This is a genomic window from Kitasatospora sp. NPDC048715 (genome assembly GCF_043198905.1).
GTDB classification, from domain to species: Bacteria; Actinomycetota; Actinomycetes; order Streptomycetales; family Streptomycetaceae; genus Kitasatospora; species Kitasatospora lactacystinica.
In genome coordinates this window covers 32,429-56,099 of record NZ_JBICVH010000021.1, presented here as the reverse complement: position 1 = coordinate 56,099, position 23,671 = coordinate 32,429, and the positions used below count along the sequence as shown (strand labels likewise).

The following is a 23,671-nucleotide window of genomic DNA, read 5'->3' as shown; positions in this document are numbered from 1 at the left end:
CTCACAAGCGCACCGATCGAGCCACTATCCGGACCAGAACGGCCGGAATCCGGCGCAAAGCCGCATCCGCGCGCACAGGAAGTCGATGCCGCCGACTTCCCGCACCCTCAGAGCGACCAGCGGACGGTGCTGCCGTCCGGCGCCGCGAAGCCCGCGAACTGCGTTCGCGGGACCCGAAGCCCGCATTCGGCCGCCACCCGGAGCTGGAACGGCTTGTACTCGGCATCCGCCGCGCGGCCCGGCGGCGGCAGCCACCGGCAGGGCAGCGCCGACAGCGGGCCGCCGAACCCCCGTCGTGCCTCGGCGGAGGCCACGCTGCGGGCCTCCGCCGACATCTCAGCGGGGAACTCCGGTGCGGTCGGGCGGCGGTAGTAGACCGACCGCACGGCCGCGAGGTCCAGCGTGCGCCGTTCGGTGGCCAGCGTGCCGGTCCAGCCGGAGGCCCCGTCGAGGCCGGCCGCCAGGGCCAGCCTCGACGGGAACCACGCCGTGTCCGCCCGGAAGACGGGGGTTCCGCGCCGGTTCAGCTCCTCGATCACGAGGTCGGCGGTGGGATCGAAGGTCCCCGTCAGCACGAGGACGGCATCGGCGATCGGCATCTCAGTCGTTGCTGCTTCCCGGGTCGTCCGGCGCGTCCATCTGCCCGGAGGGCTGCGTCGGGCCGTAGGTCTTGGGCGGGTTGCTGGTCATGTAGACGCCGGGCGGGAGGCCCTCGTAGATGCAGGTCTGCGTCTCGTCGTCGTAGCCGATGTCGGCGGGCAGGATCCCCCCGGCCCCGGTGACCGGGACGAGGAAGCGGAAGGCGAACGGCCTCCCGGGCCCGCTCTCGCCGTCCAGCCCGGGCATGGACGTCGTACCGGCGACACCCATCGGCAGCCGGGACTCGGCACGGTCGAAGACCGGGACGCCTCCCGGCCGACTCGGAACGGTGGTGGCCATGTGTACCTCCGCTTCGTCGCACTCATCGAATGGTGGGCGCGCACGACGGATTCCTGCGCATGCTGGACTCCCTGCGGCTCCCATCATCGGGCGAGCACAAATGTAGGGGTAGAACGCGGGTGGCCGGCGAGGATTTCCTGTTCGGTCAAAGGTCGACCCGAACCATGAAAGGTGAATGGTCACCGGGAAACGGAGCGAGGCAGGCCGAGATTTATTCCGTGCATTCACCCTCGCCTTTGCTCTTCACTCAAGTACTCGTCTCGAATGGATTCGATCATTCGGCGCATCTCGTCACCAACCATGGCCGCAGCCGCGAATCCATCGAACTTGCGGATGTACAACTCGACATCCCGCGGATCGGTGACCGCGACCTCGGCGTGCACGGTCTCCACCGTCACCGTGCGGTCGTCCCGGATGACGAAGGAGTGCGTCGGCACATCGGACTGCGGTGCGGACAGCGGCACGATCCGGATGTCGACATGGGGCAGGCGAGAGGCGGAGAGGATGCGGTCCAACTGCCCGGCCATCATCGCAGGCGGCACCAGACGCCACCGGAGAACGGGTTCGGTGATGACGAACCGCATTGTCTTCGTGGCGTCGTAGAGGGACTGCTGTCTGACCAGCCTCGCAGCGACTGCCCGTGCGAGCGGTTCCTCACCGAGTCCCTTCCTCCCGAAGACCGCACGCACGTACTCCGGCGACTGCAGGAGTCCCGGAACGAGGGAGGGCTGGAACACGCGGAGAAGCCTGGTGGAGTCGTCCAGCGCTTTGATCTGCTGCTGCTTGCGGTGGTACCCGAGACGCCGGACCAGGCGCCAGGCGGTCGCCTCTGTGGCCTGTGCCCGCGCGGCAGCCATGTACTCGGACTTGACCTCATCGGACACGCCTATAGCGGTGAGAATGCGGTCCACATCCACGACGGTGGGCGACACCTTGCCGGTCTCGATCTTGCTCAGCTTGCTCGGGGACATGACGGCACTGCGGGCCACCGCCTTGGCCTCCTTTCCGGAGGCCTGTCGCAGTTCCCGCAGCGCCGGTCCAAGCCGCGTTCTGTTCACTCGCTGTGCTCGGCCCACCATTCGGAGAACGGAATCGCTTGAGCCATCACGGCGTCGCGGCACGCCCTGAGTTCCGCGGCCCGGCCGCCAGTGAGGAATTCGACGCCGAGGTACTTGCCCCCGTCGTAGCTCATCGAGACCGCAGTCTCGTCGTCGAAGAGCCAGAAGTCCGGTGCTTCGGGAACGGGGTTCTCCCGGTCGGTGACGTCCAGGATGAAGAACTCCTCACCAGCCGTCATATTGCGGTGGTATCCCCATGCGAGCTCGAAGCGAAGGTAGTCCGTGAGCGGCCGCGAGAGGATGTGCACCCGGTACATGCGCTTGCCCGCCCGCGTGGCATCGGCCACTGTTCTGACCCATCCCGCGTTCTTGTAATCATCCGGCTGTTCCTCACCGGCGAGAAAGGCTCGGTAGGCGTCGACTCCACCGGACTGGCTGTAGTCGTCGAGCGTTTCGAGTCGAAAAGCCTCGCGCTCGAACGCCGAGAACCAATCCCCGAGAGTCCTAGATGAGGTTGTCACGGACGGCCTTTCGAATGAGTTCGACGGGAACCTCCACCAACATCTCGTGCGCCGGGATCTGGAGGCTGTGTTCGGTCACGAGCTCGCCCTGGACGGCGAGGGTGCCCCGGTCCGTCAGGTACAGCGTCGGGCACTCGCCCTCGTCGCAGGAACCTACAAGCCGTGTCAGCTCCACAGTTGCCTCCTTGCTCGCCGGGTCTCCGAACGATGCTCCCGGAGCTGATCCGGCAGCGGCAAGGGTCTCCCGTTGCCGGTACTGGAAACCGGGCTGATCTCGAACATATGCACCATCACGTGCTTCGACCGGTGGCTCCTTGCGGGTAGCGAGGAGCCACCGGGGGAGACGCTTCGGCGCGGGAAGTCGGAACGGCCGACTTCCCGCGCCGAGTTGGTGGGCGGGGGTTGTCAGCGCGCCTTGGGGAAGGCGGCTCGTAGGGCGGGGGTGCGGGTGAGGACGGCGACGGCGACCAGGGCGAGGGCGGAGAGGCCCTGGAGGACCGCGTACCAGACCGGGCAGAGGCCGGGGATCGCGTCGACCGCGATGATGGCGATCGGCATGACGGTGGAGAGCGTGCGGACCCGGTCGAAGGCCTTGAAGGAGCCGCCGGCGGCGCGGGTGGCCAGCCGGTGGAGGAACGGGGCGATGGCGAGGAAGATCACCGCGCGGATCCACATGAACGGGGTCGTCGGGTGGCCGGTGGCCGCCATCACGGCCACTGTGCCGAGGACGACGGCGCCGGCGGCGCCGAAGAGCACGATGCACTTCTTCACCGTGGTGAAGGTGTCCTGGTCGGTCGTGGTCGCCATGGTTCTTTCCCCTCCGTGTCGTTGTGGGAACGACGCTACGGAGCGGACGGGCGGCCGGGTATGGGTCCAGCCCCACAACGGGGTGGGGCTGGACCCACCCCCTCCAACCTGCGGATCCCCGGCGGAAATTGAGGGACGGTAGCCCACGTGCCATGGCTATGGTGGCCCGATGGCAGAGGTCAAGCCGGTCCAGGTCACCTTCGACTGCGCGGACCCCGAGCGCATGCAGGACGTCGAGGGCAACGAGTTCTGCCTCGACTGAGCGTTCCTGCCGGGATCCGGCAAGCAACTCGGCCGGGATCTTGCGGGATTCGGTCGGCGCAGGGCCCTGGGAGGCGTGGCTAGTGTGCTCGGGAGTGGACGTGAACGAACGTCCGTGACCTGGGGGGTGGGGGAATGACTCCACTGGGCTTGAGCGTGGCCACCTGGTGGTGGATCGTCGCGCTGACGACGGTGCTGTTCTGGGCGCTGGCGGTACCGCCGCAGCCGACGCGGACGTACCGGATCATGGTGTCCCTGGCGCCGCTGGCCGGAGCGCTCTTCCTGGTCGGCCGCTACCACACGAACGGGATGAACCCGGCCGGTGCGCTGTCCATGTACTCGCTGGCGATGCTGTCGATGGCCCTCGGGACGGCCGGGCACCTCGGGAAGCTCGCGCGCCGGCAACTCGCGGCCGACAAGGCCGGCGACACGGACGAAGTGCCGCTCACCTGGGGCTTCATGGTGCAGCTCTTCCTGTGCCTGACCGCGGGCATGGTGGTGTACTTCGTGATCCAGCCGTAGGCACCGCCCGCATCGGCCGGTGGCCCCTCGCGAGGCGCGAGGGGCCACCGGCACGAACTACCGCTACGTGCGCGGGAAGTCGGACCGGCCGACTTCCCGCGCTTCCCAGGTCTCCTTGAGGAGCTCGTACTCGACTTCGCCGTGCTCGGACCCCGGGATCGACTCCGGCCAGTCCCCGAAATAGCTGCGGAGGAACGACAGTCCCGACTTCTCCATCACCCGCCGGGAGCCCGTGTTCACCGCCATGGTGTTCGCGGTGACCCGCTCCACCCCGAGGTCGGCGAACCCCTTGTCGATCAGGGCCCGCGAACCCTCCGTGGCACAACCCCTGCCCCAGGCCGACCGGTTCAGTCGGTAGCCGAGTTCGACCACGGCCGGATCGTGGTCGTCGAGCGGACGGAGCTCGAACCAGCCCAGAAACGTGCCGGTGGTCTTCTCCTGGGCCGCCCAGAAGCCCCGGGTGCCCGAACACGGGTGGACGTGGAGGAGGCGGGGCAGGGTCCGCGTACGGATCGCCTCGCGGTCCGCCGGCTTGCCGCCGTTGATGAAGCGCATGACCTCGGGATCGTTGTCCAGCGCGAAGAGGTCGTCGACGTCGGCCTCGGTGAACGGCCGCAGGAGGAGACGCTCGGTCTGCAGGAAGGGATGCATCCAGCGATCTTCATCGGGTGCCGCCGAACCGGCCATCGATTTTCCGGCGGCCCCTTGCGGAGGAGCAAGGGGCCGCCGGAACGGTTCGCTAGGCGCGGGAGGTGGCCAGGCGGTCGAACTCGCCCGCCTTCGCGCCCTGGAGGAGGGCCGCGAAGTTGGGGGCAGTGGTGCGGACGATGACGTCGCCCTCGTCGGACTCGCGGAGTTCGATCACACCAGCGATGGCCCGCACCTCTACGCATTCGGAGTTCGCGCCAGAGTAACTGGACTTCTGCCACGGAGAGTTAGGCATACTTGCTTTCCATATCCTTCTTGATGGATCGAATGAACTCCCGGGATTCACCTTCCGAGAGGGCCGCCGAGTCGATCCGAGCGAGCAGGGTGCGGAACCGGGTCATGTGGGCTGGCGCGTCAAAGAGCACGTTGCCGAGCCCCGAGTCCATCTGCGCTGTGTCGAGCTCAGGAATCGGCCCTTCGGCATAGGTGAAGTTCTCGTGCGTGAGCGGCAGCGTGTCGACCTCGAACAGCACAACTCGAACAGAGATGGTCGGCAGCTCGGAAGCCTCGATGAGACTTCCGAGCTGCTCGGCTTGAACCTTTGGTCCACTGAACTGCATACGCAGCGCTGCCTCATGGATGTATGCCAAGTACGGCGTTTCGCCGGATCGAACGATCCTCTGCCGCTGCATCCGAAAGGATGTCCGCAGATCGACCTCGTGGCACGGGAGAGGCGGGAAGTTTCGCGCGAAGACGGCCGATGCATAGGCGTTGGTCTGGAGCAAGCCCGGGATGAAGGCCATCGTGTAGGTAGAGAGCCCTCTCGCCCGCCCCTCGATCTCTGCAACCTCAAGAAAGTCGGGCGAGAGGTTTCCGCGGTACTCCTCCCACCAACCGCCCTTGTCCCGGTCCGTGATGATGTCCGCCAGCGCGTCGATCAAGGGCTCGTTGACGCACATGCACAACGCGGCGATCGTGCGCAGGCGTTCGACGCTGATACCGGTCCTGCCGCTCTCCATCTGGGTCACGTGGGCGGGATTGATGCCCAGTGCGCGGGCGAGTTGGCTGCCGCCGAGGCCGGCCTGTTCCCGCATCCTGCGAAGTTCGGCACCCAACCTCAACTGGCGGAGTGTTGGGTTCGATCGAAGGGCCATGGGACCAGTCTGCCAGCCCCGTTCGGGGGAACTTCTCGCGGATCGCCACAAATCTGTGGCGATGCGCGCTATCGTCATCCTCAGAACGATCCGATGGATCGTCAGACACGCTTTGGTTCAGCGCAGTAGGCGCCTGCTGCCCGCCCGCCGAAGAGCAACCACCCCCTGGCCTGGCTCACGGCTTCCCCCTCCACACTCATGCCTCTCGGAGGTTCCTGTGTGCACCCTGAACACCCCCTCCCTCACCCTCACCCGGCAGGCCCTGCGGGACGTCCTGACCCGCGCCGCCTGGGACACCGAGACCATCTTCAACGCCGAACTCGCCCTCGGCGAACTCATCGTCAACGCGTGGCGGCACGCTCACACCGCCTCGCCCGTCGTCTACTTCTCCCTTGACGACCGCACCCTCCGGGTCTGCGTCGCGGACGAGAGCGCCACCCTCCCCCACGGGAAGGACCTCCCCCTCCTCGCCGAGACCGGCCGGGGCCTCCGGCTCGTGTCCGGGCTCACCCACCGCTGGGGCGTCGACCCCCAGAAGCGCGGCAAGACGGTCTGGTACGAGCTGGACTCCGTCGCGTGACCCGCGAACCGGTCGCGCCGGACGACCCCCGGATGCGGGACTTCACCGCCGCACACATCACCGTGCTGCTCGGGGAGTTGCACCGGCGCGGTCTCCCGTACGGGCTGCTCTGGGGTTCGGCCTCGGCCGGCGAGACCATCCTCGACGGGCGTCTCCTGGTGGACTTCGGCATCGCGCCCGTCAGCACTCTCCTCAACCTCCTCCACCTGCTCCGGGACCTGGACCGGGAATCGGTGTGGAACCGGTGAGGCGCCTCGAACCGCGCTGAGCACATGCGAAGGCCCCCGCCCACCGAAGGGGCGAGGGCCTCGCGGTCGTCCGTCGGCTCCGGGTCAGCCGCCGGACGGGTTCCTGGGAGCACCGCCACCGGCCCCGGCACCACCGCCGAAGCCGCCACCGCCACCGCCACCACCGCTACCGCCGAAGCCGCCCGCTCCGGCGGCGCCTTCGACGAGCTGGCTGGCCGTGTAGCCACCGTTGGCGTCGGGGGTGCCGACGACGGTCACGCTCTGGCCGGGCTGCAGGTCTCCGACCTTGCCCTCCTTGTTGAGCTGGACCTTCGTCGCGTCGCCGGTGGTGACCTTGATGGTGTTGCCGTTGGTGTCGGTCAGGTACACCGTGTTGCCGTCGACGGCCTTGACCGTGCCCCGGGCGAAGCCGGCCTGCCCGCCCTTGCCCTGACCGCCCTGGCCTGCCCCTTGGCCCGCCCCCTGCCCGGCGCCCTGCCCCTGCCCGCCACGCCGGGAGCCGTTCTGCCCCTGCCCGGAGCCGCCTCCCGGAGCCGCCGCGGCGGCGGCCGGCCGGGCGGAGGACTTCCCGCCGCCCGCGGTCCCGTTGTTCTGCTGGTACCAGACCCCGCCCGCGAAGGCCCCGGTGGCGATCACGCCGCCCGCCAGCAGCAGGCTGAGCCAGGGCAGCTTCCGCCGGGGCGGCGCGGCCAGTTCGGCGCTCACGTCGCGGGCGTCCGGCGGGGTGGCGAGCAGGGCGAGCTGCTCGGCGGGAGTGCCGGTGTCCGGGCTGACCGTGGCGATCTCTTTGCTCATGACAGTGGAGTCCTACTCGTGCCGGAGGGCGTCGATCGGCCGCAGCGACGCGGCCCGGTTGGCGGGGTAGCTGCCGAAGAACAGCCCGATGGCGACGGCGATGGCGAACGCGCCGAGCACCGATTCGGGGATCACCACCGGCTTGATGCCGACGATGCTGAAGTGCGAGCCGGCGATCCCGGCCGCCACGCCCAACCCCGCGCCGATCACCGACAGCAGCGTCGACTCGGTGAGGAACTGCCCGAGGATGACCGCGCGCGGCGCGCCGAGCGCCTTGCGGATGCCGATCTCGCGCGTCCGCTCGGTGACCGTCACCAGCATGATGTTGGTGATGCCGATCCCGCCGACCAGCAGCGAGATCGCCGCCACCGCGCCGAGCAGCACGGTGAAGGTCTTGGTGGTGCTCTCCCGCGCCGTGAGCAGCGAGGCCTGGCTGGTGATCCGGAAGTCCGCCTTGGCGGGGTCGGCGATGGCGTGCGTGCCGAGCAGTACCCGGGTGATCTCGGACTGGGCCGCCGTGGTGCTGTCGGCGTTCGAGGCCTGCACCAGGATCTGGTTGACCGGGCCGAAGCCGGTGAAGGCGTTCTGCACCGTCGGGAGCGGGGCGACGACCACGTCGTCCGGGTCGGTGAAGCCGCTGCCGCCCTTGGCCTGGAGCACGCCGACCACGGTGAACGGCGTGCCGCCGAGGACGACGGACCTGCCGACCGGGTTCTCGGTGTCGAACAGCTGCTTGGCGGTCGTCGCGCCGAGCACCGCGACCTTGCGCGAGGCGAGCACGTCGTCGTCGGTGAAGTACTCGCCGTGGGCGACCTTCTGGTTGGCGGTCTCGAAGTACGACGGGTAGGTGCCGACGATCGAGCCGGGGCTGTACGAGATGTTCCCGTACAGCGCCGTCCCGCTGGTGGTGACCACCGGGGCGACCGACTTGATGGCGCCCGAGCCGCCGTCGCTCGCCAGCGCCCTGGCGTCGGCGACCGTGAGCTTCTTGACCGCGGAGGTGGCCCGGGAGCCGCCGTTCGCCGAACCGGAGCTGACCGTCAGCGAGTTGGTGCCGAGCGAGGTGATCGAGTCCTTGACCGCCACGGACGAGCCGTTGCCGACCGCCAGCAGCAGGATCACCGAGGCCACGCCGATCAGCACCCCGAGCATGGTGAGCGCCGAGCGCACCTTGTTGGCGGCCAGGCCGCCGACCGCGAAGCGGAGCGTCTGCCAGAGGATCACGCCGACACCTCCGCGACCGCGGCCTGCGCGAACGCCGCGTCCAGGAAGGGCGGCGGCCCCTCCACGGGCGCCTGCCTCAGGTCGCTCACGATCTGCCCGTCGACCAGCCGCAGCACCCGCTTGGCGTGCCGGGCGACCTCGTCCTCGTGGGTGATCAGCACGACCGTGCGGCCGGTGGCGTTGAGCCCGTCGATCAGGGCGAGCACCTCCTCCGTCGAGCGGCTGTCGAGGTTGCCGGTCGGCTCGTCGGCGAGCAGCATCGCGGGCGCCGTCACCAGCGCCCGCGCCACCGCGACGCGCTGCTGCTGGCCGCCGGAGAGCTCGTTGGGCTTGTGCCCGGCCCGCTCGGCGAGCCCGACCAGCGACAGCGCGGCCATCGCCCGGCGGCGCCGTTCGGCGGTGCGGACGCCCGCGTAGGCGAGCGGCAGCTCGACCTGGGCGAGGGCGGTGGTGCGGGGCACCAGGTTGAAGGACTGGAAGACGAAGCCGATCTTGCGGTTGCGCACCAGTGCGAGCTGCTGCTCGTCGAGGTGTCCGACGTCGGTGCCGTCCAGCAGGTAGCGGCCGGCGGTCGGGACGTCCAGGCAGCCGAGGATGTTCATCAGGGTGGACTTGCCGGAGCCGGAGCTGCCCATCACGGCGACGAAGTCGCCCTGCTCGATGTCCAGGTCGACGCCCTGCGGCTCGCCGGTCTGCGGGTCGGCGGGGCCGCGCAGCGCGTGCACGGTGGCGTCGCCGTGCCCGTACGCCTTGGTGAGCCGGCGGATCCGGATCACCGGGACGGGATGCGCGGGGACGCGCTTGTCGATGACGTGACGCATGATCGGTCTCAGCCCTTGCCGCCGCGACCGGCCCCGCCGCCGGCGCCACCGCCGCCGGAGCCACCGCCCGGGAAGACCCCGCCGCCCGCGGCTCCGCCGGCCCCGCCCCGGTTGCCGCCGAGGCCCGGGAAGGAGGCGTTCGGGAAGCCGTTGCCGCCGCTGGTGGTGGGGAGTTCGACCTTGTCGCCCTCCTTCAGCCCGGAGACCACCTGCACCGTGCTGTCACCCTCGACCCCGACGCCGACGGTGACCCGCTCGGAGGCGCCGTCCGGCTGCACCAGGGTCGCGGTGCGCGACGTTCCGGTGCCGGACAGGGCGGAGGTGGGCAGCGAGAGCGCGTTGTCGGCCTCGCCGGTGATCACCTGGACGGTGGCGCTCAGGCCGGTGCGCAGCGTGCTGGTGTCGCCGGTGATCTGGAGCGTGGCCGCGTACTGGACGGCCGCGGAGCCGGCCGCGCCGCCGGAGCCGCTGCCGGTGGGCAGCGAACTGACCGACAGGACGGTCGCGTTGAGCTTGGTGTCGGACTGGGCGTTCAGGGTGACGGTGGCCGCCTCGCCCTTCTTCAGCTTGAGCGAGTCGAGCTCGGAGAAGTTCGCGGTGACCTGCATCCCGGCCGGGTTGGTGAGCACGATGAAGCCGCTCGGAGCGGACGTCGAACTCGCGCCGCCGCCCGTGGACTTGGTGGAGGAGGACGAGGAGGAGCCGGAGCCGGTGGCCCCGACGGTGTCGCCGACCTTGCCGGAGACCGAGGCGACCGTGCCGTCCACCGAGGCGGTCAGGGTGGTGCCGGTCAGCGCCGCCTGGGCGTTGGCGAGGTTGGTCTGCGCGGTGGCGACCTGCTGCTGGGCCTGGGCCACGGCCGCGTCGTCGACCTTGGTGGTGGTGATGGTGGTGGTCTGCGGGGCGGGCGTACTGCTCCCGCCCGCCCCGCGGCCACCGCTGCCGGCCCCGGCGCCCGGAGAGGCGGCGGAGGTGGCGCCCGGCAGTTGCTCGGTGGTCGTGGTGGTGACCCCGGCCTGGGCCTTGGTGAGGTTGGCCTGGGCCGTGGTGAGCGCGGACCGGGCCGCGTCCACCTGCTGCTGGGCCGCCGTGGTGTCGACGGTGGCGAGCACCTGGCCCTTCTTCACGGCGTCCCCGACCGCGACCTCGACCGCGGTGAGCCTGCCACCGGTGGTGAAGTCCTGGGCCGCGTCGGTCGGTGAGACCAGGGTGCCGGATCCGGACACGGTGGCCAGGACGGTGCCCTTGGACACCGTCGCGGTGCGGGCCACGGGCTTCGCGGAAGCCGGGCCGGAACTGCCGCTGACCGTGGCGTACACCAGGGCGGCACCGCCCAGCAGGGCCACGCCGAGCGCGGAATTGACGAGGACGGCGCCTCGCCGCCGTGGGAGCACCTTCATGCGGGACAGCTTCCCGGGGCCCTCTTGCGGCGTCCTGGACGCCGGCTGGGAGAAGCCTGACCGGCCGGATCCGGGCATTGCGGACAGAGCGCCCCTCCCGTGCGGGCGCCTTGGCCGCCCCGTGGGCGGCCGTTGGCGGAACTCCCAGCGGGCTCCCAGCGACCTCCAGGCATCCGGCAGGACGTTCTGAGGGCGTTCTCACGGAGTCGGGCCGGGCCTGCGGCAGCCGTGCGGAACGCGGCCACCGACGCGGAACGCCGCACGGCCCGGGACACGCCGGGGGCACGGGGCACCCCGGGGGGACGGGGCACCCCAAGGGCGCGGAACGCCGCAGGGGCGCACCGGAGAACCGGCACGCCCCTGCGATCACCGACAGGACGTCAGAGCGACTTGCGGAAGGCCTCCGCCACCGACAGGAAGATCGAGTTGCCCTCGGCCTCGCCGATCGACACCCGCACGCCCTCCGGGAACGGCCGCACGATCACGCCGGCCTCGGCGCACGCGGCGGCGAACTCCGGCGAACGCTCGCCGAGCCAGAGCCAGACGAAGTTGGCCTGCGAGTCCGGGATCTCCCAGCCCTGGGCGCGCAGTCCGGCCACCACCCGGGTGCGCTCCTCGACCAGCGCCTCGACCCGCTCCAGCAGCGCCTCCTCGGCGCGCAGCGAGGCGATGGCGGCGTCCTGGGCGATCCGGCTCACGCCGAAGGGGGTGGCGACCTTGCGCAGCGCGGCCGCCACCGGCTCGTGCGCGATGGCGAAGCCGACCCGCAGGCCCGCCAGGCCGTACGCCTTGGAGAAGGTGCGCAGGACGCACACGTTCGGGCGGTCCCGGTAGAGGTCGATGCCGTTGGGCACCTCGGGGTCGCGGATGAACTCGATGTAGGCCTCGTCCACCACGACCAGGACGTCGCCGGGGACGGCGTCCAGGAAGCGCTCCAGCTCGGCGCGGTGGATCACGTTGCCGGTGGGGTTGTTGGGGTTGCAGACGAAGATCAGCCGGGTGTTCGGAGTGACCGCGGCGAGCATCGCGTCCAGGTCGTGGTCGCCGTTCGCCTTGAGCGGCACCGGGACGGGCGTCGCCCCGGAGACCGTGGCGACGATCGGGTACGCCTCGAAGGAGCGCCAGGCGAAGACCACCTCGTCGCCCGGGCCGGCCGTGGCGAGCACCAGCGACTGGGCGATGCCGACCGAGCCGGTGCCGGTGGCGATGTGCTCGGCGGGCACCCCGAAGCGCTCGGCCAGCACCGAGGTCAGCTCGGTGACCCCCATGTCGGGGTAGCGGTTGAGCGAACCGGCCGCCTTGACCGCGGTCTCCAGGACACCGGGCAGCGGCTCGTAGGGGTTCTCGTTCGAGGACAGCTTGTAGGCGTCGGCGCCGGCCGGCTTGCCGGGCTTGTACGTGGGGATGCCGTCGAGGGTCGGCCGCAGCCGCGGGCCCTGCGCTGACGTACCACTGCTCACGGTCGTACTCCGTTTCCAGTTGCGGAACTCTCCGGTGCGCTCGCCCGCCACGGACGGGGTCGCCTCCGTGCCCGGACCTCGTGACGCGCCCGGACTCCCCGGTCGGGTGCTTTGCACGATACCGACCGCCCTCACCCGTAGGAGTGAGATGCCCGGTCGGGTTACAGGCGCAGATCAGCCATTCTGCCCGGTTCCTTTGGCACATGTCAGAGGTAAGAGGCCTGGTTTCAGGCGGGTATCGAAGGGGCGCACCCCGGCTCACTCTTGGAGAAACGTATCTCCGGGGGCTTCCGATGCGCCGGTCACAGAGCCTTGTCAGGAGCCATACGATCGGTCCGCCATGACAGCAGCAGCCAACCAGAGCGGTCGGCGTCCCACCACCTCACGGCGTCTGGAGCGGGCCGGCATCCGGGATGTGGCAGCAGCCGCCGGAGTGTCGATCACCACTGTCTCCGATGCGCTGAACGGAAAGGGCCGCCTGCCCGACGAGACCCGCAGCCGGGTGCGCGAGGTAGCCGAGCGCCTCGGCTACCGCCCCTCCGCGGCCGCCCGCACCCTGCGCACGGGACGGTCCGGCCTGATCGGCCTGACCGTCACGACCTACGGTGAAGAGCCGTTCACCTTCACCGAGTTCGCGTACTTCGCCGAGATGGCTCGGGCCGCCACCAGCGCCGCCCTGGGCCGCGGCTACGCGCTGGTGGTGCTGCCCGCCTCCTCCCGCCACGACGTCTGGGGCAACATCGCCCTGGACGGCACCGTGGTGATCGACCCGCCCGACCAGGACCCCCTGGTGAGCGAGCTGTACCGGTCCGGCGTGCCGGTGGTCAGCGACGGCAAGCCCGGCAACTGCCCGGTCACCGCCTGGGTCGACAACGACCACGAGGCCGCCGTGCTCGGCATCCTCGACCACCTGTCCGAGGCCGGCGCCCGCCGGATCGGCCTGCTCACCGGCACCAGCACCGACACCTACACCCGGCTCTCCACCGAGGCCTACCTCGGCTGGTGCGCCAAGGTCGGGCAGGAGCCGGTGTACGAGACCTACCCGGCGCACGACCCGGCCGCCGGCGCCGTCGCCGCCGACCGGCTGCTCGCCCGCCCCGACCGGCCGGACGCCGTCTACGGACTGTTCGACCCCAACGGCACCGACCTGCTGGCCGCCGCGCGCCGCTACGGCCTGCGGGTGCCGGACGACCTGCTGCTGGTCTGCTGCAGCGAGAGCGACGTCTACGCGACCACCGAGCCGCCGATCACCACGCTCTCGCTCAAACCGCGCAAGATCGGCACCACGGTGGTCAACCTGCTCATCGACGCGATCGAGGGCGTGGACTCCGGGACGGGCGTCGACATCGCCCGGCTCTTCCCGCCGCGGTTCCGCACCGCCGGCACCGGGCCGCCGCCCGGCACCCTGATGCCGACCGAGCTGATCGTCCGCGCGTCCTCCCAGCGCCGGAGTCCGCGCACCACCGTCAGCCCGCCCCGGGCCCCGGGCGAGGTATAGACCACCACGCCGCAGCGGCCCCGAGGCCGGGCCGCGCGGCTCCGCCACAGCTGACGAGACCATGCCGAGCCGGGACAAAACGGACCTTGCGGGACCGCCCGGCTGACGCTCCGGAGGATTGGATACCCACCAGGTGACGACGCCGGGAGAGTGGTCTTCCTATGATGGGCGAATGACACCCGAGGACCGCTTCCCCGGGCCCGAGCACCCCCACTCGGTCCCCCGCCACCAGCCGGACCTCGACGTGCTGCCGTACGGCACCTATTACGAACCCGACGCCGCCACCGGCTACCCCGCCGCACCCTACGAGGGGGAGGGCCACGACGGGGAGACTTACAGCGGCTACGGCGGAGCCCGCTACCTGGAGCAGCACTGGCCCGCCGACGGCCAGGGCCACACCGTGCACGCCCAGGGCATCGGCATGGACCAGGCCCCGGCCTTCTCGCACCAGGGGCAGCAGGGACATCAGGAACACCAGGGACAGCAGGAGCACCAGGGACACCAGGGGCAGGGCGGCTACGAGGACGGCCCCGGGTACGAGGAGCGCACGGGCTACACGGGCGGGGAGCAAGGCGGCTACGAGAGCCGGGAGCAGGCCGGCTACGACGGCCAGGACCGGACCGGCTACGACGCGCGCGAGCCGGGCGGCTACGACGGCCGGGACCAGGCCGGCTACGAACCCACCCTGCCCGACCAGTCCTCCCCCGCACTCGGGCTCGACGGCCGCGACGACCCGCCGACCATCGAACTCGGCCCGCCGCTGCCCGACCCCGCCGCGCCCACCTACCCGTACCCGGCCCCCGGCCCCGGCGAGCCCCCCGGCCCGGTCTACGTCGTCGGCGACGTGCACGGCTACCTGGAGGAGCTGCGCGCCGCGCTGCACGGCCAGGGCCTGATCGACGCCGACGGCCACTGGTCGGCCGGCCGCGCCCGGATCTGGTTCCTCGGCGACTTCACCGACCGCGGCCCCGACGGCATCGGCGTCATCGACCTGGTCATGCAGCTGGCCGCCGAGGCCGCCGCGGCCGGCGGCTACTGCCGCGCCCTGATGGGCAACCACGAACTGCTCTTCCTCGGCGCCGCCAAGTACGGCGACGAGCCCGTCCAGTCCACCGCCGGCACCGCCTCCTTCCTCGCCGCCTGGCGGCTCAACGGCGGCCAGCAGAGCGACCTGGACCGGCTGGAGGCGCACCACATCAGCTGGCTCTCCCGGCTGCCCGCCATGGCCGTCGAGGACGGCCACCTGCTGCTGCACTCCGACACCACCGCGTACCTGGAGTACGGCGAGTCCATCCCCGACGTCAACGACGCGGTGCACGGCCTGCTCGCCGACGGCAGCGTGGACGAGTGGTGGGACTGCTTCCGCCGCTTCACCAAGCGGTTCGCCTTCCGCGGCGACGCCGGCCCGATGGCCGTCCACGAGCTGCTGGACACCTACGGCGGCAGCCGGATCGTGCACGGGCACAGCCCCATCCCGTACCTCACCGGCGCGGTGCACAACGACGACGGCCAGCCGCCGCACATCCCCGGGCCGTACGTGTACGCGGACGACCTCGCGGTGGCGATGGACGGCGGCGTCACCATGGAGGGGCGGCTGCTGGTCGCCCGGCTGCCCATCGGCTGAGGCGCGCGGCCGCTCCCTCGGCCGGAGCGCTCGCACGGAGCGCTCGCACGGAGCGCTCGCAGGCCGCCGGCCGGATCGCCCTCCGGCTGCCGACTGCCGACTGCCGACCGGATCGCCCTCCGGCTGCCGACCGATCGTCAACCGACCATCGCCGTAGAACAGTTGTTCCCGGCGCTCGGGCGGTCGCACGCGCGCGTCCCGGGGCGCGAAATTCCGGAAACCGACTGTCAGCCCGGGCGCGCCCGCCCCTACCATGAGGCACACCACACCCGGCCGCCCGTCCGGCGGCCCGCCTCCGCGCCCGTTTCGGCGTCCTGAGGGCCGCGCGCCCCCGGGGCGGAGCGAACGGGGTCCGCACGAACGGGGTCCCCATGTCCAACCCCCCGCCACTGCTCGCCGAGGACCGCCCGGAGTACGAGCGCCTCCTCACGGAAGCCCTGCGCGACCGCACCGTCCTCACCGCCCTGCGTGCACCCGGCGCGCTCACCACCGACCAGCTGCGCATCCGCGCCCTGCGCGACGCCGACCGCGTCAACGCCGCGGCCGCCACCGAGTACACCCACTACACCCGGCTGCGCGAGAGCCTGCACAGCACGCCCCCGCCGCCGCCCGGCAGCGAACCGGCCGCCCCCGGGCTGCTCAGCCAGCTGCGCTCCGGGGGCGGCGGCGCCGGACTGTTCCCCGTCCTCACCGTGCTCACCCCGATCCTGGCCTGGGCCGCCGCCCTGTTCCTGCTGCTGATCGGCTACCTGCTGCGCGCCTCCGGTCCGAACCCCGCCCTCGCCCGCTCCCTGGTCACGGCCGGGTGGGTGGCCCTCGCCGCCGGGGTCGCCGCGATGGCCATCGGCGTCATCGGGCTGCTGCTCACCGCCCTGCGCGAAGGCGCCGCGACCGCCCCGGCCGGCACCGACCCGGAGCTCGCCGCCGAACTCGGCGACGCCCACCGCGAGTGGCGCGGCGCGCTGCGCGAGCGCGGAATCCTCCCGTACCTGCTCGACGCGCTGCCGCCGGTGCCCGGCCCGGCGACCCGGCCCGACCACGACGACCCCGACCACGAGAGCCCCGACCACGACGGCCCGGGCTACGAGGGCCCCGACTTCAGCAGCCCCGGCTACACCTCGCCCGCGTTCACCAGCCCCGGCCCCGAGGGGCTGACCGACCCCCGGGGCCGCACGACCCGCCCGGCCGCCTTCACCCCGCCCGACTTCACCGGCCCCGGGTACACACCGCCCGACTTCACCGGGCCCGACGAGGTCCGCTGAGCCCTCCGCGACGCCCCGGCTGCCCGGGGTGCCCGGGGTTCCAGGGACGCTTCCGGGGGACATCCCCACCCCCGGTCCGGGTGCGACCACCATCGCCCCGGGCTCCGCCGCCCGCCAGGCTGGAACCCACAAGAGGAGAACGACCGGGGGAGAGCGGCGATGAGCACCGGACCCGTCCGACCAGCACGCACCGGAGCGGCGCTGCTGCTCACCGCCTTGCTCGCGGCCCTGCCGGGGCTGCTCCTCACCGGCGGACCGGCGGGCGCCGCGGCCGTGAGCGGCACGGCAGGGAGCACCACACCCGCGAGAGCCACACCCGCGAACACCACGCCCGCGAACACCACGTCGGCGAACGCCACGTCGGCGACGGGCGATCCGGTCGCCAGCCCGGTCGACTTCACCGGCGCCGGCGGCACCGTCCTGCACGGCCTGCTGCTGGCCGCCCCCGCCGCGACGGCCGGCACCCGCGGCCCCGGGCTGGTCATGGTCCCCGGGGCCGGGCCGGGCCCGCTGGCCGAACTGCGGGCCGCCGCCGAGGCGTACGCCCGGCACGGCGTCACCACGCTGGTCTTCGACAAGCGCACCGACGGCTACTCGATGACCCACCGGGACTACGGGCAGCTGGCCGAGGACGCCCTGGCCGCCGTCCGGCTGCTGCGCGCCCGGCCGGAGGTCGCGCCGGACCGGGTCGGCCTGTGGGGCCTGTCCGAGGGCGCCTGGGTGGCCTCGCTCGCCGCCACCCGCTCCACCGAGGCTACGTACCTGGTCGCCGTCGGCGCGGTCGGCCTCACCCCCGCTCGCCAACAGGCCTGGGCGTACCGGGGCTACCTGCGCCACGCGGGCGTCCACGGCTCGCTGATCGACGCGCTCTCGGACACCTCCGTCCGGCAGCTCACCGCCGCCGGACTCTTCCCGCAGGCCGACTACGATCCGGTGCCGGCGTGGGAGCGGGTCCGGCAGCCGGTCCTGGCCGAGTGGGGCACCCTCGACCGCGAGGCCGCCCCCGAGGAGAGCGCGACGATCATCCGCCGGGCCCTCGACCGCGGCGGCAACACCCACTACACGCTGCGGACCGTCCCCGACGTCCGGCACAACCTGCACCTCACCGCGGACGACGGCTACGACCGGCCCGACCGGCTCCCGGCGGACTACGCCGAGGCCGAGTCCGCCTGGATCCAGCGGCTCGCCACCGGCCTGCCCACCGCCTCCGCCGACCCGGCCCCGCAGCAGGACACCCGCAGCCGCGCGCTCGATCCGCTCCCCTGGTACGAGTCCACCTGGGTCGAGGCCGTCGCCACCCTGCTGTGCCTGACCGGCTTCGCGGGCTACGCGCTGACCGGCGCCGCCCGCCGCCTGCGCCGCCGGCCGCGCCCCGCCGTCCTGCCCCGGGCCGCCCGCTGGGCCGCCCTCACCGGGACGGCCGCCCTCCTGGGCGCCCTCGGGTACCTGCTCCTCCTGACGGTCACCGCCGCGATGTTCCCCGGCCCGGTCCTGTTCGGCCGCCCGGTGGTCTGGCTGGCCGTCCAGTTGCTCGCGCTGTTCGCGCTCGGGTCGGCCGCCGTCGCCGCGGCCGGCGCCCGGCGGGAGCGGGCCGCCCTGGCCGCCGCCCCGGCGGCCGACCGGGTCCGGCTGGGCGCCCTGCTGCTGGCCGGGGTGGTCTTCCTGCCCTGGGCCCTGTCCTGGGGGCTGTTGCTGCCCTGACCCGTCACCGCGGTGGCCTCCTACCGCCGTGGCCCCCTGACCGCGGCGACCTCCTGCCCCCGTGGCCTCCCACCGCGGCGACCGCCCGCTCCCCCGCCCGGGGGAGCGGGCCCGCCCGGTTTCAGCCCGGGTGAGGACGCCACCGCCCGCGCACTCCGGGAGGGTCGGAGCCGGTGGCGGACGGACGGCGTCCGCCCGGGCCGGAGGCGGAACCATGGGCGCACGGACGATCGCGGCACGACTGCACGGCACACCGGCACCGGGCGTACCCCGCTGGGCGGTCCGGACCGGCTACGCGATCACCCTGGCGGTCCTGCCCTCCTGCCTCTGGCGGATCGGCGGCTTCATCCTCGGGCTGCCGCTGCTCGACCACGGCCCGACGCCCCCGGAGCAGGACCCGGCCTCGTTCGACGGCGGCTGGGCGTACATCCTCGCGCTCAGCGTGGTCAGCGAGGCACTGGCGCTCCTCTGCTTCGGACTGGTCGCCCGCTGGGGCGAGGTGTGGCCGCGCTGGATCCCCGTCCTCGGCGGCCGCCCGGTCCCGGTGCTCGCCGCCGTGGTCCCGGCCGGGCTGGGCTCGGCGGCGCTGATGGTCTTCCCGTACGCGATGGTGATGTTCTCGCTCGGCCTGACCATCCGGGGCGACAAGGACGGGATCATCACGCACGGCTGGCAGACGGTCGTGTTCTGGGCCGGCTACCTTCCGCTGGCCGCCTGGGGACCGCTGCTCGCCGTGCTCACCGTGCACTACTACCGTCGGCGCAGGGCGGGTTGAGGCTCCTTCCCCGCTCCGGCACCTTCCTTGCTACCTTTCCCCGTTCCGCCTCCTTCCCCGTTCCGGCCGCTTCCCCGTTCCGGTCATGCCGGGTACGGCGCGGCGGCCCGCGCGTTCTTCAACGCGCCCGCCCACCAGGACAGCTGGTCGAGCAGGACCTTGGCGTAGCCGGGCGCCTGCGGGTCGTTCGGGCGGCCGTCCGCCCAGGCGGTGAAGTAGTTCGGGAAGGCCAGGCCGTCCCGGATGGTCACCGCGTGCAGCTCGGTCAGCACGTTCTCCAGGTGCAGCACGGCGTGCCGGCCGCCGGCCGCGCCGCCGTAGCTGACGAAGGCGACCGGCTTGGCCGTCCACTGGGTGAAGTGCCAGTCGATCGCGGCCTTCAGCGAGGCCGGGTAGCTGTGGTTGTACTCCGGCGTGACGACGACGAAGGCGTCGGCGCCCTCCAGGGCCTCGGTCAGCTTCGCCATCCCGGCCGGACGCGGATAACCGTCACCCGCGAACTTCGGTGAGGCGGCGGGAAGTTCGAGCGGCAGATCGACCTCGGCGAGGTCCACCGTCTCGACCTCGAAGCCGCCGTGGGAGGCGGCCTGCTCGGCCACCCACGAGGACACCACCGGGCCGAACCGGCCCTCCCGGACGCTGCCGAGGATGATCACCAGCTTGTGCGTGTTCGTCTCCATGGCGACCACTCTCCGCCCGCCGAGCGGCCGCAACCAGGCCGTGCCCAGGCTGGCCCCCGCAGGGCCACCCTCCGCGCGACGATCAACCGTACGCTCGCCACATGGGCACACCACTGGGGGACTTCATCCGCGCCAAGCGCGACAGCATCCAGCCGGAGACGCTGGGCCTGCCCGACCACGGCCGCCGCCGCTCGCCCGGCCTGCGCCGCTCCGACCTGGCCGTCCGGGCCGGCATCAGCGTCGAGTACCTGACCCGGCTGGAGCAGGGCCGCGACCGCAACCCCTCCACCGCCGTGGTCAACGCGCTCGCCGACGCCCTCAGTCTCGACCCCGCCGAACGCAACCACATCCGCTACCTCACCAAGATCACCGGCGGCGCGTGCACCGGCCACGCCAGACCCGCCCCCGCCCCGCGCGAGCTGCGCCCCACCGTCCGCGAGACCCTGCGCCTGCTCGAACCGGGCATCGCCGCCGTCACCAACCGCCTCGGCGACGTCCTCGCCCACACCAGCGGCTACGCGGCCGTCCTCGGCGCGGCCGGACTGCTCGACGCCCCGGCCCCGAACCTCACCCGCTACGTCTTCACCGACCCGCGCGCCCGCACCCTGTTCGCCGACTGGGACGACATCGCCGACGAACAGGCCTTCGACATCTGGCTCGGGCCCTCGGTCGAGTCCGCCGAATGGCTCAGCACCGAACTCGCCCCGCTCGCCGGCCCCGAGTTCACCCGCCGGATCGGCAACCACCTCGTCCCCCGCCGGGGCCCGCTCCGCCTCCGCCACCCGTCCGGCCCCGAACTCCGGCTCCACCGCGAGACCCTGGACCTCACCGACGACGCCCAGCAGCTCCTCGTCCTGCTCCCCGCCGACGACGACACCGCCGCCCACCTCGACCGCCTGCTCGCCCCGGAGCGGCCCCGGCTGCGCGCGATCTCCTGAAACCCCCACCGGCCACCCCGCCGGCACCGGTCACTCCGCCTGCCGCGGTCACTCCGCCGGCACGCACAACGGCGCCGCCCGGTCGGCCGACTCCGAGACGGCGTCCGTGGCCGCCCGGACGAAGGCGCGGACCCGGGCGGTGGTGTTGCTCTCCAGCCAGACCGGGCCGCGCTCGATCGGGGGCGCGTCGTGGATCGGCACGTACGCGACGTCCGGGCGCGGGTAGTAGCGGCGGGAGTGTTCGCCGACCGGGAGGACGCCGCGGCCCATCGCGACCAGGCTGAGCATCTCGGAGAAGGTGCCGCCGGACGGCCCCTTGGGCACCGGGCGGCCGGACGGGGTCCGGCCGGGGGTGCGGTCGCGCTTGAAGCCCGCCGAGGTGACCTCCGGGTACTGCACCACCGGATGGTCCGCGAGCACCTCCAGCGACACCGACCGCTCGCCGGCCAAGGGGTGCCCGGCCGCCACCGCCAGGACCCGCCGCTCGGTCAGCAGCACCGGCCCGCGGGCCATGCCGTCGAACGGGTAGGAGGCGATCAGGACGTCGATCGAACCGTCCACCAGGCTCGCCCGGGAGTTGGAGAGCTGCACCTCCCGCACGTCCACCCGGCAGTCCGGGTGCCGCTCGCCGAACAGCGCGACCGCCTTGAGCAGCACCGGCGCCGTCCACTCGCCGAGGAACGCCACCCGCAGCTCCCCGGTGACGCCCCGGTTCGCGTCCTCCGCCCGGCGCAGCGCCGCCTCCATCGCCGCCACCACCGGGACCAGGTCGTCCGCCAACTGCCGCCCCACCGGGGTGAGTCGGACCGACCGGCTAGTGCGGTCGAACAACTGCCCGCCGATCCGGCGCTCCAGCTTCTTCACCACCTGGCTGACCCGCCCGGTGGTCAGGTGCAGCCGCTCCGCGGTCCGGCCGAAGTGCAGCTCCCCGGCGAGCGCGAGGAAGACCTCGATCTCCAACCGCTCCAGCATCCCGCCCCGCCCCTCGATCGTTGAATCCGGCTCAACGATCCTACGGCGATCGCGCATTGATCACCCGCGCGGCCGAGAGGATCGTTGAACCCGTCCCCGACAGCCCCACCCGAGCGGAGCCGATCACCCATGCGCGTCGTAGCCTTCGACCACCTGGTCCTCAACGTCGCCGACGTCGAGCGTTCGCTGGCCTTCTACGCCGGCCTCCTGGGCCTGGAGCCCGTCCGCGTCGACGAGTGGCGCGCCGGCAAGGTGTCCTTCCCGTCGATCCGGGTCAGCGCCGAAACCATCATCGACCTGGCCCACGGCCCCCGGCACGAGTCCAACGTCGACCACTTCTGCCTCACCGTCGAGCCCCTCGACTGGCAGGAGGTCATCGACGCGGGCACCTTCACCGTCCTGGAGGGCCCCGTCCCCCGCTACGGCGCCCGCGGCACCGCCACCTCCGTCTACGTCCAGGACCCGGACGGCAACACCGTCGAGCTCCGCTGGTACCCCCAGGACGCGGCCAACTGACCGTCCGCCCCCAGCGCGGCCAACGGACCGCGCCCCCGCCCCGGGCCCACGGGGGTGGCCCGGGGCGGGCACGCCGGAAGCGCCGCGCCCGTCAGTTCCGGCCGGCGAGGTGCTCGACCAGCCGGTCGAAACTGGAGTTGAGCCCCGCCTCGGCCTCCGGGCCGCGGAACATCTCCGGCACCCCGGTCTGGTGCAGCACCACCCGGGTGCCGCCCCCGTCGAGCCCGGTGAAGGTGAGGGTGGAGCGCATGCCCGAGCCCTCCTCCACCATCGCGAAGAACTCGCCGACCCGGATCTCGGTGATCTCGGCCTTCAGCGGGTACCGGTCGCCGGTCGCGTCGATCACCATGGTGCTGTCGTAGCGACCGCCCTCCTTCGCCTCGACGGTCACGGTCTCCAGCGGCACGTGGGTGCCGACCGGACCCCAGAAGCGGACGAACTGCTCCGGCTCGAAGTACGCCTCGAACGCGGCGGCCGGGGCGCCCGGCAGCTCGCGGGTGATGGTCAGCTCGCCCAGGTTCTCGGTCATCTCGGGATCTCCTCCGTGGTCACGTCCGTCGCTTGCACAGGGGTAGACCCCGGGCGTCCCGGAAACTCATCGCTCCCCGCGAAGATTCTTCGACGACTTCATCCCACCGGTGTTCTCCATCGACGACTTCATCCCACCGGTGTTCTCCATCGATGGAGAACGGCTTCAGCCGTGAACCCGGCCGGGCGCGACGACGACCACCGGCCGGCCGAGCAGCAGCTCCGCCGCCGGGGTGTGGTTCCCCGTCGCGGAGGCTCCGGCCATCGCCGAGGCGGCCGTCGTCTCGTCGGTGCCGGGCGGCACCACCAGCAGGAGGAAGTGGTCCTGGAGGCCCCGGGTGACGCTGATCGTCCCGTCGCTGCCGGCGAACCAGTTGATCCTGACCATCAGGCCGTTCGCGGCGACGGACCGGGGCACACCGTCCCAGGCCTCGGTGTCGAGGCCGACCCGCAGGATGCGCCCGAAGTGGGCGCCGAGCGCGGTGATCAGGTCCGGCAGTTCGGCGAGGACCTCGTTCGAACGCGGCCACCAGGCCCCGTCGAAGACACCCTCCCGCGACATCGTCGGCTCCAGCTCCAAGCGCGGCAGCAACGGGGCACCGGGCACCGTCCACGGCCCGGGGGAGGAAGGAATGGGAAGGGGGATCGGCATCATCTGAGGCCGCCCGTCCGGTCCACGAGGGACCCGTCATGACCCAGGGCGACGTCGACGCTGATGCCGGTGTCCGAAATGTCCTCG

28 protein-coding genes are annotated in these 23,671 nt (G+C 72.2%); 10 read left to right on the top strand and 18 right to left on the bottom strand.

The genetic code is table 11. The features are described 5' to 3' along the window. Window positions 1–107 precede the first annotated feature (107 nt). The 6 genes from ACGFSC_RS33880 to ACGFSC_RS33855 form a co-directional block, all read right to left on the bottom strand. Window positions 108–599 (bottom strand): MvdC/MvdD family ATP grasp protein, encoded by a 492-nt coding sequence (locus tag ACGFSC_RS33880; protein WP_359905093.1) that lies wholly within the window; start codon window positions 597–599, stop codon window positions 108–110. Window position 600: 1 nt separating this feature from the next. Then, window positions 601–939, bottom strand: a complete 339-nt coding sequence (locus ACGFSC_RS33875; RefSeq protein ID WP_359905095.1) for a hypothetical protein — start codon at window positions 937–939, stop codon at window positions 601–603. A gap of 224 nt (window positions 940–1,163) precedes the next feature. Then, complete coding sequence (locus ACGFSC_RS33870; RefSeq protein WP_359905098.1) at window positions 1,164–1,997, bottom strand: helix-turn-helix transcriptional regulator; 834 nt, start codon at window positions 1,995–1,997, stop codon at window positions 1,164–1,166. Further along, window positions 1,994–2,518 (bottom strand): DUF6879 family protein, encoded by a 525-nt coding sequence (locus ACGFSC_RS33865; RefSeq protein WP_359905101.1) that lies wholly within the window; start codon window positions 2,516–2,518, stop codon window positions 1,994–1,996. The genes ACGFSC_RS33870 and ACGFSC_RS33865 overlap by 4 nt, the downstream gene beginning before the upstream one ends. Further along, window positions 2,502–2,693, bottom strand: coding sequence for a hypothetical protein (locus ACGFSC_RS33860; RefSeq protein ID WP_359905104.1), 192 nt, complete (start codon window positions 2,691–2,693; stop codon window positions 2,502–2,504). The genes ACGFSC_RS33865 and ACGFSC_RS33860 overlap by 17 nt, the downstream gene beginning before the upstream one ends. A 230-nt stretch (window positions 2,694–2,923) precedes the next feature. Next, complete coding sequence (locus ACGFSC_RS33855) at window positions 2,924–3,325, bottom strand: hypothetical protein (protein WP_359905107.1); 402 nt, start codon at window positions 3,323–3,325, stop codon at window positions 2,924–2,926. Between the two features lie 396 nt (window positions 3,326–3,721). On the opposite strand from ACGFSC_RS33855, the gene ACGFSC_RS33850 reads away from it, so the two are divergent. Further along, on the top strand, window positions 3,722–4,108 hold the full coding sequence (locus tag ACGFSC_RS33850) for a hypothetical protein (RefSeq protein WP_359905110.1): 387 nt from the start codon (window positions 3,722–3,724) through the stop codon (window positions 4,106–4,108). A 63-nt stretch (window positions 4,109–4,171) separates the two neighbouring features. On the opposite strand, the gene ACGFSC_RS33845 is transcribed toward ACGFSC_RS33850, so the two are convergent. From ACGFSC_RS33845 to ACGFSC_RS33835, 3 genes are all read right to left on the bottom strand, one after another. Continuing rightward, on the bottom strand, window positions 4,172–4,759 hold the full coding sequence (locus ACGFSC_RS33845) for a GNAT family N-acetyltransferase (RefSeq protein WP_359905111.1): 588 nt from the start codon (window positions 4,757–4,759) through the stop codon (window positions 4,172–4,174). Between the two features lie 88 nt (window positions 4,760–4,847). Beyond that, window positions 4,848–5,051 carry a DUF397 domain-containing protein gene (locus ACGFSC_RS33840; protein WP_359905113.1) on the bottom strand — a complete coding sequence of 68 codons (204 nt, stop codon included), beginning with the start codon at window positions 5,049–5,051 and terminating at the stop codon, window positions 4,848–4,850. Beyond that, window positions 5,044–5,910 (bottom strand): helix-turn-helix transcriptional regulator, encoded by an 867-nt coding sequence (locus ACGFSC_RS33835; RefSeq protein WP_359905115.1) that lies wholly within the window; start codon window positions 5,908–5,910, stop codon window positions 5,044–5,046. Before ACGFSC_RS33835 ends, ACGFSC_RS33840 begins: the two co-directional genes overlap by 8 nt. Window positions 5,911–6,127: 217 nt before the next feature. Here ACGFSC_RS33835 and ACGFSC_RS33830 point away from each other — a divergent pair, with 217 nt between their 5' ends. Both ACGFSC_RS33830 and ACGFSC_RS33825 read left to right on the top strand, forming a co-directional pair. Beyond that, a complete protein-coding gene (locus ACGFSC_RS33830; protein WP_359905117.1) occupies window positions 6,128–6,490 on the top strand; it encodes an ATP-binding protein in 363 nt (120 codons plus the stop codon). After that, window positions 6,487–6,738: a hypothetical protein gene (locus ACGFSC_RS33825; RefSeq protein WP_359905119.1), complete on the top strand. Its 252-nt coding sequence runs from the start codon at window positions 6,487–6,489 to the stop codon at window positions 6,736–6,738. The genes ACGFSC_RS33830 and ACGFSC_RS33825 overlap by 4 nt, the downstream gene beginning before the upstream one ends. Window positions 6,739–6,822: 84 nt before the next feature. Here the strand turns inward: ACGFSC_RS33825 and ACGFSC_RS33820 are convergent, their stop codons facing one another. From ACGFSC_RS33820 to hisC, 5 genes are all read right to left on the bottom strand, one after another. Next, window positions 6,823–7,533 carry a DUF5666 domain-containing protein gene (locus tag ACGFSC_RS33820; RefSeq protein WP_359905121.1) on the bottom strand — a complete coding sequence of 237 codons (711 nt, stop codon included), beginning with the start codon at window positions 7,531–7,533 and terminating at the stop codon, window positions 6,823–6,825. A gap of 12 nt (window positions 7,534–7,545) precedes the next feature. Beyond that, the gene (locus tag ACGFSC_RS33815) at window positions 7,546–8,757 is read right to left on the bottom strand and encodes an ABC transporter permease (RefSeq protein WP_359905123.1); all 1,212 of its coding nucleotides are present in this window, start codon (window positions 8,755–8,757) and stop codon (window positions 7,546–7,548) included. After that, a complete protein-coding gene (locus tag ACGFSC_RS33810; RefSeq protein ID WP_359905125.1) occupies window positions 8,754–9,578 on the bottom strand; it encodes an ABC transporter ATP-binding protein in 825 nt (274 codons plus the stop codon). Before ACGFSC_RS33810 ends, ACGFSC_RS33815 begins: the two co-directional genes overlap by 4 nt. Window positions 9,579–9,586: 8 nt before the next feature. Further along, the gene (locus ACGFSC_RS33805) at window positions 9,587–10,978 is read right to left on the bottom strand and encodes a biotin/lipoyl-binding protein (RefSeq protein ID WP_359905128.1); all 1,392 of its coding nucleotides are present in this window, start codon (window positions 10,976–10,978) and stop codon (window positions 9,587–9,589) included. A 380-nt stretch (window positions 10,979–11,358) separates the two neighbouring features. Beyond that, window positions 11,359–12,438, bottom strand: a complete 1,080-nt coding sequence (gene hisC / locus ACGFSC_RS33800) for a histidinol-phosphate transaminase (protein WP_359905131.1) — start codon at window positions 12,436–12,438, stop codon at window positions 11,359–11,361. A 340-nt stretch (window positions 12,439–12,778) separates the two neighbouring features. Between hisC and ACGFSC_RS33795 the strand changes: the two genes are divergently transcribed. The 5 genes from ACGFSC_RS33795 to ACGFSC_RS33775 all read left to right on the top strand — a co-directional run bounded on the left by ACGFSC_RS33795 (window position 12,779) and on the right by ACGFSC_RS33775 (window position 19,298). Then, complete coding sequence (locus ACGFSC_RS33795) at window positions 12,779–13,936, top strand: LacI family DNA-binding transcriptional regulator (RefSeq protein WP_359905133.1); 1,158 nt, start codon at window positions 12,779–12,781, stop codon at window positions 13,934–13,936. Between the two features lie 685 nt (window positions 13,937–14,621). Next, complete coding sequence (locus ACGFSC_RS33790) at window positions 14,622–15,560, top strand: metallophosphoesterase (protein ID WP_392864479.1); 939 nt, start codon at window positions 14,622–14,624, stop codon at window positions 15,558–15,560. Window positions 15,561–15,931: 371 nt separating this feature from the next. Beyond that, window positions 15,932–16,822, top strand: coding sequence for a hypothetical protein (locus tag ACGFSC_RS33785; protein WP_359905136.1), 891 nt, complete (start codon window positions 15,932–15,934; stop codon window positions 16,820–16,822). A gap of 159 nt (window positions 16,823–16,981) precedes the next feature. Next, the gene (locus ACGFSC_RS33780; RefSeq protein ID WP_359905139.1) at window positions 16,982–18,523 is read left to right on the top strand and encodes a prolyl oligopeptidase family serine peptidase; all 1,542 of its coding nucleotides are present in this window, start codon (window positions 16,982–16,984) and stop codon (window positions 18,521–18,523) included. A 214-nt stretch (window positions 18,524–18,737) separates the two neighbouring features. Further along, window positions 18,738–19,298: a hypothetical protein gene (locus tag ACGFSC_RS33775; RefSeq protein ID WP_359905142.1), complete on the top strand. Its 561-nt coding sequence runs from the start codon at window positions 18,738–18,740 to the stop codon at window positions 19,296–19,298. A gap of 83 nt (window positions 19,299–19,381) precedes the next feature. On the opposite strand, the gene ACGFSC_RS33770 is transcribed toward ACGFSC_RS33775, so the two are convergent. Continuing rightward, window positions 19,382–19,978 carry an NAD(P)H-dependent oxidoreductase gene (locus ACGFSC_RS33770; protein ID WP_359905145.1) on the bottom strand — a complete coding sequence of 199 codons (597 nt, stop codon included), beginning with the start codon at window positions 19,976–19,978 and terminating at the stop codon, window positions 19,382–19,384. A gap of 101 nt (window positions 19,979–20,079) precedes the next feature. Between ACGFSC_RS33770 and ACGFSC_RS33765 the strand changes: the two genes are divergently transcribed. After that, window positions 20,080–20,916, top strand: a complete 837-nt coding sequence (locus tag ACGFSC_RS33765; protein WP_359905148.1) for a helix-turn-helix transcriptional regulator — start codon at window positions 20,080–20,082, stop codon at window positions 20,914–20,916. Window positions 20,917–20,964: 48 nt separating this feature from the next. Here the strand turns inward: ACGFSC_RS33765 and ACGFSC_RS33760 are convergent, their stop codons facing one another. Beyond that, window positions 20,965–21,888 carry a LysR family transcriptional regulator gene (locus ACGFSC_RS33760; protein WP_359905151.1) on the bottom strand — a complete coding sequence of 308 codons (924 nt, stop codon included), beginning with the start codon at window positions 21,886–21,888 and terminating at the stop codon, window positions 20,965–20,967. Window positions 21,889–22,017: 129 nt separating this feature from the next. Here ACGFSC_RS33760 and ACGFSC_RS33755 point away from each other — a divergent pair, with 129 nt between their 5' ends. Further along, a complete protein-coding gene (locus tag ACGFSC_RS33755) occupies window positions 22,018–22,404 on the top strand; it encodes a VOC family protein (protein WP_359905153.1) in 387 nt (128 codons plus the stop codon). 91 nt (window positions 22,405–22,495) lie between these two features. On the opposite strand, the gene ACGFSC_RS33750 is transcribed toward ACGFSC_RS33755, so the two are convergent. Both ACGFSC_RS33750 and ACGFSC_RS33745 read right to left on the bottom strand, forming a co-directional pair. Continuing rightward, complete coding sequence (locus tag ACGFSC_RS33750; RefSeq protein ID WP_359905155.1) at window positions 22,496–22,933, bottom strand: SRPBCC domain-containing protein; 438 nt, start codon at window positions 22,931–22,933, stop codon at window positions 22,496–22,498. 165 nt (window positions 22,934–23,098) lie between these two features. Further along, window positions 23,099–23,584 carry a DUF5994 family protein gene (locus ACGFSC_RS33745; RefSeq protein WP_392864477.1) on the bottom strand — a complete coding sequence of 162 codons (486 nt, stop codon included), beginning with the start codon at window positions 23,582–23,584 and terminating at the stop codon, window positions 23,099–23,101. Between the last annotated feature and the right edge of the window lie 87 nt (window positions 23,585–23,671).